The 14,074-nt window shown below is 42.1% G+C and carries 15 protein-coding genes and 1 pseudogene; 6 read left to right on the top strand and 10 right to left on the bottom strand.

Annotated features, from left to right (window positions below; all coding sequences use genetic code 11):
• Positions 1-113 (bottom strand): transposase (locus ACF8OF_RS05340; RefSeq protein WP_112837387.1); only part of this gene is annotated, 113 nt, incomplete at its 3' end.
• Between the two features lie 219 nt (positions 114-332).
• Between ACF8OF_RS05340 and ACF8OF_RS05335 the strand changes: the two genes are divergently transcribed.
• The 3 genes from ACF8OF_RS05335 to ACF8OF_RS05325 all read left to right on the top strand — a co-directional run bounded on the left by ACF8OF_RS05335 (position 333) and on the right by ACF8OF_RS05325 (position 3,354).
• Positions 333-1,607: an MASE1 domain-containing protein gene (locus ACF8OF_RS05335; RefSeq protein WP_279800819.1), complete on the top strand. Its 1,275-nt coding sequence runs from the start codon at positions 333-335 to the stop codon at positions 1,605-1,607.
• Between the two features lie 27 nt (positions 1,608-1,634).
• Entirely contained in the window at positions 1,635-2,936 is a 1,302-nt protein-coding gene (locus ACF8OF_RS05330) for an MFS transporter (protein ID WP_279800818.1), read from the top strand.
• 85 nt (positions 2,937-3,021) lie between these two features.
• Entirely contained in the window at positions 3,022-3,354 is a 333-nt protein-coding gene (locus ACF8OF_RS05325) for a DMT family transporter (RefSeq protein WP_392495950.1), read from the top strand.
• 62 nt (positions 3,355-3,416) lie between these two features.
• Here the strand turns inward: ACF8OF_RS05325 and ACF8OF_RS05320 are convergent.
• A pseudogene (locus ACF8OF_RS05320) lies at positions 3,417-3,500 on the bottom strand (type I restriction endonuclease subunit M); the annotation flags it as partial.
• Positions 3,501-3,711: 211 nt separating this feature from the next.
• Positions 3,712-4,053: an acid-activated periplasmic chaperone HdeA gene (gene hdeA, locus ACF8OF_RS05315; RefSeq protein WP_274370668.1), complete on the bottom strand. Its 342-nt coding sequence runs from the start codon at positions 4,051-4,053 to the stop codon at positions 3,712-3,714.
• Positions 4,054-4,414: 361 nt separating this feature from the next.
• On the opposite strand from hdeA, the gene ACF8OF_RS05310 reads away from it, so the two are divergent.
• Positions 4,415-5,287 (top strand): FUSC family protein, encoded by an 873-nt coding sequence (locus ACF8OF_RS05310; RefSeq protein ID WP_392495948.1) that lies wholly within the window; start codon positions 4,415-4,417, stop codon positions 5,285-5,287.
• Between the two features lie 592 nt (positions 5,288-5,879).
• Positions 5,880-6,443 carry a hypothetical protein gene (locus ACF8OF_RS05305; protein ID WP_392495946.1) on the top strand — a complete coding sequence of 188 codons (564 nt, stop codon included), beginning with the start codon at positions 5,880-5,882 and terminating at the stop codon, positions 6,441-6,443.
• Between the two features lie 258 nt (positions 6,444-6,701).
• Here ACF8OF_RS05305 and ACF8OF_RS05300 read toward each other — a convergent pair whose 3' ends face one another.
• On the bottom strand, positions 6,702-7,232 hold the full coding sequence (locus ACF8OF_RS05300) for a hypothetical protein (protein ID WP_262860662.1): 531 nt from the start codon (positions 7,230-7,232) through the stop codon (positions 6,702-6,704).
• A gap of 688 nt (positions 7,233-7,920) precedes the next feature.
• Here ACF8OF_RS05300 and ACF8OF_RS05295 point away from each other — a divergent pair.
• A complete protein-coding gene (locus ACF8OF_RS05295; RefSeq protein WP_392495945.1) occupies positions 7,921-9,567 on the top strand; it encodes a methyl-accepting chemotaxis protein in 1,647 nt (548 codons plus the stop codon).
• Between the two features lie 169 nt (positions 9,568-9,736).
• Here the strand turns inward: ACF8OF_RS05295 and ACF8OF_RS05290 are convergent, their stop codons facing one another.
• From ACF8OF_RS05290 to ACF8OF_RS05265, 6 genes are all read right to left on the bottom strand, one after another.
• The gene (locus tag ACF8OF_RS05290) at positions 9,737-10,162 is read right to left on the bottom strand and encodes an STM0539 family protein (RefSeq protein WP_279800850.1); all 426 of its coding nucleotides are present in this window, start codon (positions 10,160-10,162) and stop codon (positions 9,737-9,739) included.
• 108 nt (positions 10,163-10,270) lie between these two features.
• Complete coding sequence (locus ACF8OF_RS05285; RefSeq protein WP_392495942.1) at positions 10,271-10,420, bottom strand: hypothetical protein; 150 nt, start codon at positions 10,418-10,420, stop codon at positions 10,271-10,273.
• Positions 10,421-10,448: 28 nt separating this feature from the next.
• The gene (locus ACF8OF_RS05280; RefSeq protein WP_392505291.1) at positions 10,449-11,489 is read right to left on the bottom strand and encodes a hypothetical protein; all 1,041 of its coding nucleotides are present in this window, start codon (positions 11,487-11,489) and stop codon (positions 10,449-10,451) included.
• Positions 11,490-11,605: 116 nt separating this feature from the next.
• A complete protein-coding gene (locus ACF8OF_RS05275; RefSeq protein ID WP_392495940.1) occupies positions 11,606-11,935 on the bottom strand; it encodes a DUF805 domain-containing protein in 330 nt (109 codons plus the stop codon).
• A 179-nt stretch (positions 11,936-12,114) separates the two neighbouring features.
• Positions 12,115-13,080 (bottom strand): hypothetical protein, encoded by a 966-nt coding sequence (locus ACF8OF_RS05270; RefSeq protein ID WP_392495939.1) that lies wholly within the window; start codon positions 13,078-13,080, stop codon positions 12,115-12,117.
• A gap of 157 nt (positions 13,081-13,237) precedes the next feature.
• Positions 13,238-14,074: hypothetical protein (locus ACF8OF_RS05265; RefSeq protein ID WP_392495937.1), on the bottom strand; the 837-nt coding region annotated here is incomplete at its 5' end.

The raw sequence follows: 14,074 nt of genomic DNA, 5'->3' as shown, positions 1-14,074 counted from the left end.
TAGCTGGCTTCGGATATACCGGCTTCACGGCAGACATCTTTGACTGTCCGTCCGGCTTCGACGGATTTCAGAACGGCGATAATCTGATGTTCAGTAAATCGGGCTTTGCGCATAGCGATCTCCTCAGGATACATATCAGTATGGATGAAGATCTCTGAAAGTGAATGAGACTTTTTTCCGGGATACTTACAGCCATAAAATGAGATAAATTCAGTATTATGGCTATACTTAAAGGTACAATTTTGATATTTTCTGAACAGGAAAATAATACTGATCTTTTTATATAAAGATAAGGTCAGATAGTCATTATGATATACAATCTAAAATAAACTATGAAAACATCCTTGTTATCAACCAAAACCACATTAGTCGTAATAATAGGATGGTTATTACTTTATTACGTGACAGGTGAAATCTCGGAAATACTCACACCTGAAAATTCTGATATATCTGTTGTCTGGTTTCCTGCCGGAGTCGCAACAACCGCTTTTTTATGTATGCACAAACGCCAATGGCTGCTGCTGCTAATTGGCTTCATCGTGTTAAACATGGTAATGAATGGCTTTGATAGTGAGGAATTTACCCTTTCGTTTATATACGCTGCTCTGGCTGTGCTTTCTTGTATTGTTATTGCCTGGATTGTCCGCAGGTATGCCCGGCAGGGAGATGACCTGCAAATAATATTGTTATGGCTATCAGTAACAATAATTGTCAGCTTTGCAGATGCGGTTTTGTTTTCTGCCCATATGTATTGGTTTGATAATACATCACTTAAAGATATATTCTGGGATGGATTTATTGCTGATATTACTGGTAATATATTTGCAACAACGGTAATTATGGGGTTAATTAATACCCGTTTCAAATGGATGGCCCCCTCCCTTAAAGTTAATATAATTTGGGGTAGTGCTATTTTATTTCTTCTTATTACCAGCACTATATTGATATTCAATGACACTGCAATACAGATATACCACGCCTATTTTCATCAGCAACGTAATATTGCCAAATTATCGTTACTCTGCATTCCGGTTTTACTTGCTGTTATGCTGTCTGTATTGTGGGGAAATCGGGGGGGGTCAATAGCGTTGTTAATACTTGCGACGATTACAATCTATTACACCCGTAGCAAGCAGGGACCTTTTTATCTGCATGGTTTGTTTCGTCATGAATCACTGTGGCTGATACAGGGATATTTGACATTAATATCGTTATTAATGGTTTTTTTACGGGTTGTGACCCGAAGTACTCATCGAATTGATAACACTCAAGGAGTTTATAAACTACAGCATTTGGTATACCAACTTAATCTGGATAATGGTGTTATTGAATGGGGAAATACAGATGGTTTATTTCAACAAACTGACTTCACAGCTCTTTCTGATATAAAGCAGATTATAGCATCTGTTCACCCTGACGATCGTGAAAAGCTCGCCCGGCATTGGGAACAAAAGCAGGCAAATACCACTCTTCCGGGGATAACCTTTAGTCTGAAAGATAAGGAAGGCCGTTGGTGGAATATAGAAGATCGCGGGAGTGTTATTTTCAGTAATAATGATCCGGTAATGATTGTCGGGAACTGGTTTGTTTTAGGTGAAATTTCCTGATATTGATATGGTAATAAAGGACAGGTAATGCTACAGATTACATTATTACTCTTTGGTGCCGATTTTATCAGAGGGAAAGCTCATTACCTCTGGGGAGTGGGACTCCTCTGGTGTTTAATGGGTATATTTATTTTCATTGATGGTCTTGATGGTATTATTTTTTTTCCAATACATTTATTTGGTTTTTTATTATTATTTGAAAGTCTGATTACATTATGTGTCGCTTCAGGCAGTATCGGGACACAAAAAACGATACTTTTCTTTAAAGGTAGTCTGTTTTTATTCTGTGCATTGGTTATCTTAATTAATCAGACATATAGTAATGTATTACTAACGGCAATGTTTGGTTTTATTTTTTTCGTTACCGGGTTATTTGTTGTTGTATCAGCCTGGATTATTCGTTTTCCGGGATGGAAATTAATCCTGTTATGGGGGGGAACAGAAATCCTGTTTGCCTTTTTTCTGTTTACCCATCACCAGGCAACAATTTCCTTTTTTATCGGATTTTTAATGATAGGGAGTGGTTTTGGATGCCTGAAGATAGCATTTCGGGCTCGTCATATTCAGCGGGGAACATCCGTATTTGAATTGATGAGGCCTTCACCTGTATCGTTTAAGAAGAAAGGGATAGCTCTGCCAATAACGGATACGGCACAATTACCGTCTTTAAATGCAACAGCAGAGCAAGATGCTGTTTTAACTGTTCATATCTGGACACCCGAAGGCTCCGCAAACCAGCGTCCTGTGCCACGTCCGATTATTAACCGTTATATTGCGGCAGTTGATTCCGAGGGGGTTATCTCTACAGGACATGCATCTCTGGAGCTCCGTCCGCATCTCTATATCAGTTTATACCCGGAAGAAGATATTGATCGTTCTCCGTCAGAGTTTTTCAGGTTATTAAAAGCAACTGCTGATAATAATGTTCCCGGAAGGTTTTTACCCGATTATCAAACTGAAGCATCCGAGTGGTGTGAATCTGACAGACAGATTGTTTTTAATATTTATAATCATGCTTCTTTGCTGAATTTTTGGGAAAAATATCGCCGGCATCCTGTTTATAACCTGACATACCAGAACTGTTCCAGTAGTGTTGCATATGCGCTGGAAGCCGCATTAGATGGCGTTTTGTCCATGCAAAAAAGAAGTTATTTTATGGGTGTTTTAAATGTACTTTGTATGCCGGAGTTGTGGATCGCTGCTCAAATTCGCCGGCGTGCTCTGATGATGGCATGGACCCCCGGATTAATTATGGATTATGCACGTGCTTTACGTGCTATTGTACATCCGGTTCCGGTTCCCTGGTATAAGCGCCTGCTAAGGCGTTGATTTTAATGGTGATTTACATCCACAAAAACGAACGGAAGCGTCATTTCCTGAGATATTTGCCGGATAAGTTAAAGAGGTTTTTATGCTGAAAGTATACGCAATCTTAATGGTGTCTATCATCGCTGAAACAACAGCGACAACCATGATGAAGGCGTCTCATGGATTCACAAAGTTAGTACCCAGTATTATTGTAATTATCGGGTATGCTATTTCTTTTTATGGTTTATCGCAAGTTGTCAAAAGTATGAATATTGGTATCGCCTATGCGATATGGGCCGGAGCAGGGATATTTCTTGTTTCAGCCCTGTCATTTTTTATTTATAAACAAAAACTTGATTATCCGGCATTAATTGGTCTGGGATGTATTGCACTGGGCATTATTATTATCCAGTTATTCTCTAAATCGATTACTCATTGAGTTCTGATAGCCCTGAATTACAGGGCTGTCTGTCATTATCCGATATTGACCTCTTCCCTTTCTTCATCTCCGGCTTCAATGTAACTGACAAAATTTTCACTGATGAAGCAGTAAAAAAGGGCACCGGGAACGTATTGTTTAAAATCTCAGCCATCAACAGTGTAAATACCATCTCTTGAAAGCATACTCAAACTCAATTCAAAGCTAATTCAGACGGATATCTTGTGAATCGCCACAAGTTTAACAGACGCCTCAGAGTCATTTAAAATGGCTTACGAAGAACAACCTGTTCTTCCGCCCGCATAGTTCACCAATATTTCAGGATTGAGGGGGATAAATGCCCCCTCAGTGTATCAATCAGCCGGATATTTGTGAGTATGATTTGCCAAATTCTTCAACTCTTTGTAAAAAAGAGGATTTGGGATCTTTTTTGCATGATTCAATAATTGCCGGGGTTGCAGTCATAATTCCCTGCACATCGATAGTGGAATCTTCAACCTTATTTTTACCGGTGATAATCCCGGCTATACCAACAGCTGTCGGGTAAAAACTTTCATCAACAGAGAGAAAATCGTCACAGGTCCATTGTGAGACCGGTTTTTGCGTAACATCATGTTTCGGGCCGGTACTATCGGCAGCCATAGCGAAGGCACTGGTCATAGCAGCAACAATTGCACCAACAATGATTAGTTTTTTCATTATATCCTCACTTGCATAGCAGTAATAATACAATAACCAGATTAGCAGTTTGTTGGTCAATATTCACCATGGTACATTTTATAGCCGGATAATATATGCTGTTATTCTTACTTTATCAAAAACAGATTATTGTTTCATGATGATATACTGAATTGTGTTATAACCTATCGGAACCGGCTGCCGGAAACAACTGCAGGCATACTGTTAAGTTCCGGTATTCGTCAGGTGTGTGATATAAATGTTCGTCAGTGACAGGAGCAACTTTCTGAACCGGAATATACTGATGAAAATCCCCCTCCCCAAAACTGCCATCGCTTTTTTTCCGGCAATATGGATTATATTGCCCTGGATTACCGGAATTATGGCCGGTCAACCCGTGTTCGGGAGCCTGATGGCTTTCGGCGCTTATTTGCTGGTTGTTTCCTTTCCGGTTCTTCCTTTGCAGGGCTCACTGCTTTTCCTGTTGCGCGGGGCGGGTATTATTTCTCTTTTCGCTGTTTTGGGGTTCAGTGTCACATTCGGCAGTATGTCATTTTTTATTTACGCGGTACTTTGTGCATTTCTTCAGGCTGTTGCGGAACTGCGTGGTTCATACCTGCGTCTGCCCGTTGCATTAGGTGTGCTGGCCTATTTCCTTTCCGTGGGACAAGTCCCTGAACAAGGGGTCACATTCTGCAGCGCTGCATTTACTGCCGGGACATTCTGGGGTGTTCTTCCGGCTGCTCTTTTATTACCACGCAATAATAAACCGCCGGAGGTACAGCCGGTTGATATACATCAGCCACCGGTAAAACGATTTACAGTCGTTATGATGCTGACAGCCCTGGTTGACAGCATACTGGCAACGCTGATGACAGTCAGCTCTCATCCGTGCTGGTTACCCGCCGCCGGTTTACGGGTGATGAAACCGGAACGTTCGGCTACTTTGTCCCGGTTATATGCAAGAAGTGCCGGGACTGTAGCCGGTGCCGCTGCAGGCGGGATTTTACTGGGTTTTTATACGACTCCCTTGTTGCATGCTTCTCTCGTCGGAATGTTATTATTCGTGATGCTGATGGTCGGCGCAAAACGGTATGGTTACTGGACATTTTGTCTGACGGCTATCGCTCTGACATTTAATTTAACACCCGGTGCAGGTTCTCTCTCTCTGGCTGCAGACCGGGTATTACTGACGGTTATTGCGCTTGTTGTCGGTGTATTTATGCTCCGTTTATTACCTGAAAAAACAGATTAGCCTTTTCAGACAGGATTAACCTGTATGTCATTGCAGGAAAACTTAATTAAAGGCGGGCAGTCCGGACGTACAGCTAAGGAGATACGATCACACACCCGGACCGGGGGTGCAAATGAGGGTATAAATATAATCACATCAAAAATTAAATTTAAAAACCAACAAGATAAGAAATAAAATCGATTCCGGGTCCGGCACCACTATTTATAAGGCCTCGCTGAAAAGCGGGGCTTTTCCCTTTTCCGGCTACAGTAGATTTCCGGTCGTTGCTGTTAAAGACATCTGTACCCTCTCATAAAGGCTCAGCCACATAAACAGCGCCGTATTGCAATACAGACTCAGACGTCTTCGCTTTTTACGTAACCAGGGCATAGTAGTGTGATGCCGGAGAGACGGATTTTCCGTTCATATTAACAAGTGTGTGTACTCTCCTCTGTCAGCTGTTTTTCTGGTTGTGAAAGAGAACTCAGTGTAAACTCAGCCATGGCGCATCATCTCTGTGTTGTTGAAATTCTGAGCGAAATCAATCAGCAGGATACGCTGTTTTCTCAAATCCCTATACACCAAAAATAACTTAATTCCGGGTAAACTGATTGTGGCTAAAAATGAAATTCTGATTATTGAATCAAGAAGTGCTAAAGATATTTACGATGACAGATATGAAGGTGCGACTCTTAAAGAAGTTTTGAAACTGCAGGGAATATCAGCAAAGCACCTTGAAGTGATCAACAAAGCGTACTTTGAAAAAGCCATTAAATATGCAGCGAATGAACACATAAAATATGTGCATTTTAGCGGGCATGGTTCTGAAGACGGGATTGAATTAACAAACGACTTTATTACCTGGAAAGAACTCGATCAAATTGCATGGCCACACCTGAAAGATACTTGTCTGTGCTTTTCGAGTTGTGATATTGCTAAAGGCGTGGAAGAAATATTTGAATATCATAAGTCATTCTGTAACGCGGTGATTGCTCCAACGCGAAAAATTACGTGGGGGGAAGGCCTGGTGGCATTCAGCGCGTTGTACCACAGAGCCTTATCATGTTCAACCAGCTCAAATCAGGATGTGAGAGTTCTGAATCATATTGTTGGTGCAGGTACATTTAGTTTTATTGCTTCTGCTTTCAGATCCACCACCTACTCGGTAGGCCAATAAATAAGTCCCAATACACACAGACCGCCCGGGTTCAGATGAGGGGCGGCTGAAGGATAAACGGAGAGATTGCAACAGAATGATAAAGGCAGGAATACATTATCATTCTGTTCATTATTAGTTCAGAAAAGAGATATTGATTCTATCTGTGTAAATTTTCACACATTTATTTTCATAAAATGAAGCTTCATATAACAAATCATCTTCAAATATCATAATCCATCAGCATCACCATGAACAAACCGGAGACTCTTAGCGTTATTATACAATAAGAGAACGAATATAACTCTCCGTGTCTTTTCTGTTCATCGGTGGTCGCGCATTGATCCCCATATCAACGGTATTCAATGCTTCATTGAGTTTCTTAATAATCTCTTCATCATTTCTGACACAGAGAATATATGCATTTTCAAAATCAGCCAAATCAACTAACCGTAACCCTTCTTCGGTCAAAAAAGTATTGATGTGCTCTAAATAAGGCAGTTCGTAAGGAAGCATATAAGGATCAATATTAACGGTATTCCAGTCAACCTCGCTGAGTTCAGCCAGTATGAACTCATTAGGTGACTCAGATAAAGACAGCGTATCCAGCAGCCCTATATCAGGGTACTCACCAAAATACTCAGTCCATTCAACATAATCCATTAATCTTTGGGATGAAAGGGATTGATATAACCAATCCAGTACATCTTCCTGCTTTTCTGTCTTCGGTAAATCATTACTGAGTATTTGGGTATTCAGGTTTGGAATTGCCTGTTCCAAAACATCAATCAAATAGCTGACTTTATCCATTTTTGTCTCAATACGTCATATTATTTACAGGAAAACAGTATAAAACAAAGTAATTCAGGAAGATACTCTGAACCTGTCCGTTTCCTATTAACCGGAAAACGCTGATCAGAATGTATTCTGATAAGAGGAAATAAATACGTTCGGATACAGAGGATCAAATCTAATTGTAAAATCATATTTCAACCCAAATTAAGAGTAATATTTAACTGACCAGAAAAGTAAAGATAACTATCTGAATTTAAAGATTAACAAATATCAGTCAATCAAATACAACGATCGATTAAATACATTTGATAGATAAAATCTATTAATGGATATAATTTCGATCGAATTAAACGATTGGATTGAGGAGCTAAAAACATTTCTAATTAATTAAATTAATTTACATGATGTATAACCTTTTACCCGTTATACAATAAATAAACCACAAGGTACACATCCTGTATTTTGGATGCATATCCTGAGTATCCTTCTTAAAATCAACGAGATAACCGGGGTTTATTTACAGATAATTTTTTTACATGGAAATATCCAAATGATGGATACTATAGCCATTCAATTTTGCCACATTGCTTAGATTATTTTTTTGTTACAACGGCATCTTAAATTTACACCAACCCTTATTAAGGGTAGTCAAATTTATATTTAAAGACAACGTATTGCAATGATAAATAATAGAGAGACATAAATGCTTGAGCGATTGAAAATAACCAAAATACTGATTACAACCTTATTAATATTTTGTATATTACAAATACTAACGAGTGCTTTATATCTTAACACAATGGGGAAAAACACCACCTCATTCAATCAATTACATAATCTTACTTCACGGGGAAATCTGCAGGCCAATGTTTGGTCAGAGTTATTAAGTACACGGCTGGCTCTCAATCGTACACTTCTCCAAATGAAAAATAATGATGGTATATTAAACGAAAATGCGATTCAGTTATTAAATAATGCAGCCGAACATATAAAAAACGCTGAAAGTAATTGGGCGCAATTTCATTCTGTGCCAAGTGTCATGAGTACAAAAAGACAAGAGCTGGAGGATGCCTATAACAACTACCATGAAACCCTCACTCAATTAATGCAATTTGTAAGAGATAATGATTTAAACTCAGCACTGTCTCAGGATACACAAGCCAGTCAGGATGCTTATCTGAAGCAATACACCATTTATAGCCGGGACAATAACAATTTTACCGAAGACGTAGTAAAAGAAGATAAAGAGTCCGATGCTCAGTCAAAATGGATACTGACTACCGTACTGAGCATGATACTGCTTATTGTGATTGGTATATGGTTAAGCATTAAGCGCATATTGATTGTTCCGTTGAACAATGTACTGGATAACATCCGGCATATTGCCGGGGGAGACCTGACCAGAACCATTGATATTCGCGGCTGTGATGAGGTGAATAAACTGACTGAGACTCTGCGCTATATGCAGGGGGAACTGGCGGGGACAGTCAGTAATGTCCGTGACGGGGTTAATGCGATTTACAACGGTGCCAGTGAGATCGCTGCCGGTAATAACGATCTGTCTTCCCGGACTGAACAGCAGGCGGCCTCTCTTGAGGAAACGGCTGCCAGCATGGAAGAACTGACCGCCACCGTGCGCCAGAATGCTGATAATGCCCGTCAGGCCAGTCAGCTGGCGTTGACCGCCTCTGAGACCGCCGGGCGCGGCGGGAAGGTAGTGGATGATGTCGTGGACACCATGCGCGGCATCGGTGACAGCTCGAAGAAAATTGCCGACATTATCAGTGTGATCGACGGTATTGCCTTCCAGACCAACATCCTGGCACTGAATGCCGCCGTTGAAGCCGCCCGTGCCGGTGAGCAGGGACGCGGATTTGCGGTTGTTGCCGGTGAGGTGCGTAACCTGGCCCAGCGCAGTGCGCAGGCTGCCCGGGAAATCAAAACCCTGATCGAAGATTCAGTCGGCAGAGTCGATACCGGTGCGGTACTGGTTGAGCGCGCCGGTGAGACGATGAATGAAATTGTCAGCGCCGTCACCCGCGTCACCGATATTATGAGTGAGATAGCGTCCGCCTCGGATGAACAAAGCCGCGGGATTGACCAGATTGGTGTGGCGGTGACAGAAATGGACAAAGTCACCCAGCAGAATGCCGCGTTAGTCGAGCAGTCAGCAGCGGCAGCCGCATCACTGGAAGATCAGGCGAGCAAACTGACTCAGGCAGTGTCTGTATTTCATATACAGTCCGGAGAACTGAAGAACAGCATTAAAACCAGCACTGTAGTACCGTTACAGCGACCCGATATTAAAAAACCGACAGATAATACCGAGGATGCCTGGGAAGCATTTTAATCTTCATATATTGAAATAAAAACAGAATGATTACGTTACTTCACGACGTGCTGCTGAATTATTTTTACCTCTTTTGCCCATGTTTCATGGGCTTTTTTTTAATTTAAAAACGGCAGCTTTAATCAACACACGCTTAAGCAACCTCTTCTCTTTCAATATATTTCTCTTCTTATTCCATCCGTTTCCCGGGATATAACAGCTGTTCATCAGCCGGACTCACCATATGCGAAATAATAGTGCCGTCTTTTTTCAGATAGGCCCCGGTTCCTGTTTCAGCGGGTTCCAGAGTCATAACATCCCCGGGATTTATGGCGTTATTTTCTAATTTTTCAGTCGCAACTAGCAGGGCTGCCTTTTCATTATTTTGTGTTGTTCCGGTAATAGTCGTGGTTTTATCTTTTTCGCTGTGCTGAACAGAAATCACCACTAACTGTGCCGGGATAAGCACCGGTAATAATATAATTCCGCTGATAACGGCAGAACTCAGCAGGCTCGGTGCACTGTAGAACGATGAACCGGCCAGATAAGGATGATGTGACGAAAATTCGCCAGCCTGAACCGGGACTGAAACCAGTAATACTGAAGACACTAACATTGGAATAACACGCAGTTTCATAACTCACCTTTATTAAATACTTATTGTCTGATTGTCAGCGTTGACTCATCAACAGAAAATCCGGTCATATATTTTGATTCTCTGTATTTATCTCCATTCTGATGCTGTTATTTCCCCTCTCATCGCACTGGCACGGTTATCATACCCCGGCACCCCGTTGGTTTTGACCTCACAAAAGAGGTATTTGGAATCAATCGAAGTCCGGATTTCAATATTGCGTTCTTTTGCCTGTGCCATGACAGCCGGAGTGTCAGCAGAAAGAAGGTTAGTTTACCACCGTGACTTTACCGTCGATAATTGACAGGTACGGAGTGAGTATGAATACTTTACCCTCACGGTTTTTTATCTTTAACGGCGGCACTCTGCCATACCCTTTCTCAAAGCGGAAAATCCGTCCGTCCATGTATGAGCTGAATTCAAATCCCGTCCAGTCGATAGGAACGGCTTTGTAGCCCTGCTCAAAATACCCTTTGTAATTCATTGATTCCCACATTTTTTCCGGTGTACTGCCCTGCTCAGCGGCCAGCGATTCCCACATCCCTCTGGTTTTCTGGTAAATTGCCGGTAAATCCTGACGTTTCATGTCATTGTGTAACGCCTCATAAAACGCTTTGACGGCTGGGATATCTGCTTCGGTCACCGGTCTTGCATTGACCCATGGCCATATAGGTAAATCCCCGACCAGAAAGGTTTGTGATACTTCACGAAAACCCTCCTCCGCTCCATCCAGTCTCGGGCTATTTCCGAAAGTAGTACCTTCTCCATTATAATAACCAGTGTCAGGGATAATCTTACCGTCACGGACAATTAGCTTCACCGCCGCCACGTATTCATCGGTTCCGTTCTGCCTCACATCCTGTATTTTGGCAGAGCACCACATGTTATCAGTAACAATTTTATCGCCTTTAATGGAATCATGTAACATAGCAATACTTAAGGTATTTTTACCGTTTTGCAGGTGCGAACTAATAGTTTGTCCCATTGCAAACCCTCCCGTGACTGCTCCGATATTCTTCATAACCAACATGTCATTGATTTTGACGAAACAGAGCGCATCATTAGTGTTAAATGACACCATGTAATTTGTTTTCATTGTTTCCTCTGCATAAAGCTGACTGCCCAGCAATAATCCGGCGGACAATATCAGCCCCCGCTGAACCCGGCGTAAACTTCCGGTCAGATTTATCTTTCGGTAATTCATTATTAATAATCCATTCTTTAATGGCTCTGTTACCAACCGCGCCATGGCAGGCGGATTACAATCGGTAACCGTATCAGGCGTTCCGGAGAAGAAAAAAACTAACACGCGGTCTCCTGCCCATAAACATTCATCAAACACCCTGCCGTAACCTTCGGTTTTTCAACATCAGAAGAAATACACGATAAAATCACCGGCGGGCATCGGATGATAAATCACAACAACTAAATCTGCGCCGGACGCGATAATTTAGAGGGCATGCACCATAATACGATTAATGTAATAATGCCAAATAAAGGAATGAAAACAATTAACAGCAACCATGGTGAAAAATCAGCATCCCGTAATCTGCGCACATCCAGGGACAATCCCGGCAAAAGTAAAAGCAGCGATAAAACATCAGAAATAACCTCAGTACCAATTGAAAATTCAAATATTCCAACGACGACACCGATAATAATTGACGCAAGCTGAAAATACCAAAACTGTGGTCTGTTTGCTAACCCGGAAAAATTAATACAATTTCTAATGCCATCTAAAAAATAATCAAACATTTACTCACCAAATAATAAACAAGAGAAACCACAACATTATTTAACATTGAAAAATAATGCTAAATATCATAAAAATACGATCATACGCTGTTCTGCCACATCAGAATTACATCAACGACCATATCAACACACCGGAGAAAAATTACCCCGGTATGTGACCGGAAAATATCAGCCGCCGGTCAGATAACCGGAATATACTTTCCGTTTACCAGTGAGAATATCGGGGAAAAAAAGAATGAGCTTCTATAACCTGCATAGTCAATATAACTCATACCCACTGGAGAAAATTTCAATGTTTCCTTATAAACCATCCGCACCATTTTACCGTTATTCATCGGAATAATATAAAAATTATCCCAGTCTATTGTTTTCATTTCCGCATGATTTTCATCATAAATGGTATTATAGTCCTGAGAATTCAGAATTCTGTCTGTTGTGCTTTGCGTGGTGACAGCCCAGGCTTCTGCCGCCGGGGTGTAGAGTTTACTCACTTTCTTAATGTCTTTATTTTTTAACGCCAGCCACAGTTCGCTGTAGGCCTCTTTCAGCAGGGCAATCTGTTCCGGACTGCCGGTATACGGCTCTGAATGCACCCACTGCCAGTCCGGCAGACCGGAAACTGTAAAAGACTGTGTAAACTGATAAAGGGTCATATTATCCGGGAATGCTCGTGGGTTAACATTTCCTGAAGTTGCTTTATTTTTTGTAATCCGCTCGGTCGGGTGAGCGGTTATTTCTTTAAAGACAGCCGCCTTGTCCGGCACGTTATTACGGAACGCCTCCGGCTGGCCCTGTTCATTGATGCGGATATCCAGCGTGGCAAGGTTCACCACCCGGTCATTATCGTAATCAACCAGTGTCATCTCCGCTTTGCAATAGGCTGCCGGATTAAACGTGTTTTTATTCTCAATCCCGGCGGCATTTTCAGCAAACCAGTCCAGCGCCCCCACTTCCACCGTTAAGTCATTTGCGCCGTTGCTCATGGCGATATAGGAATTTGTACTGGTGGTACCGGCCCCTTCCCCTCTCAGCGCACTGGCCCGGTTATCATACCCCGGCACCCCGTTGGTTTTGACCTCACAAAAAAGGTACTTGGAATCAATCGAAGTCCGTATTTCAATATTGCGTTCTTTTGCCTGTGCCATGACAGCCCCTGTCATGATGAATAATGACAGTAATAATGTATTTCTGAATCTCACGTGATTGCCTGCCTGAATTACGGGAGCGCCTGCCGCCCTGTATTGTATCAACACACCAGAGCAAAGTTGCCCCAGTGTGTGACCGGAAAATATCAGCCGCCGGTCAGATAACCGGAATATACTTTCCGTTTACCAGTGAGAATATCGGGGAAAAAAAGTATGAAGCTTTCTTTCCTCTTTCACTAATATAACTCACTCCCACTGGTGAAAACCGTAGCGTCTCCTTATAGACCATCCGCACCATCTTGCCGTTATTCATCGGAATAATATAAAAATTATTCCAGTCTATTGTTTTCATCTCAGCATGGTTTTCATCATAAATGGTATTATAGTCCTGAGAGTCCAGAATTCTGTCTGCTGTACTTTGCGTGGTGATAGCCCAGGCTTCAGCCGCCGGGGTGTGAAGTTTTCTTACCTTCTTAATGTCTTTATTTTTTAACGCCAGCCACAGTTCGCTGTAGGCCTCTTTCAGCAGAGCAATCTGCTCCGGACTGCCGGTATACGGCTCTGAATGGACCCACTGCCAGTCAGGCAGACCGGAAACTGTAAAAGACTGTGTAAACTGATAAAGGGTCATATTATCCGGGAATGCTCGCGGGGTAACATTTCCTGAAGTTGCTTTATTTTTTGTAATCCGCTCGGTCGGGTGAGCGGTTATTTCTTTAAAGACAGCCGCCTTGTCCGGCACATTATTACGGTACGCCTCCGGCTGACCCTGTTCATTGATACGGATATCCAGCGTGGCAAGGTTCACCACCCGGTCATTGTCGTAATCAACCAGTGTCATCTCCGCTTTGCAATAGGCTGCCGGATTAAATGTGTTTTTATTCTCAATCCCGGCGGCATTTTCAGCAAACCAGTCCAGCGCCCCCACTTCCACCGTTAAGTCATTTGCGCCGTTGCTCATGGCGATATAGGAGTTTGTACTGGTGGTACCGGC

This window comes from Morganella sp. TYF_1 (genome assembly GCF_043105645.1).
Lineage (GTDB): Bacteria > Pseudomonadota > Gammaproteobacteria > Enterobacterales > Enterobacteriaceae > Morganella > Morganella morganii_B.
The sequence above is the reverse complement of the archived record's forward strand: the minus strand, read 5'-3'. Positions and strand labels throughout refer to the sequence as shown.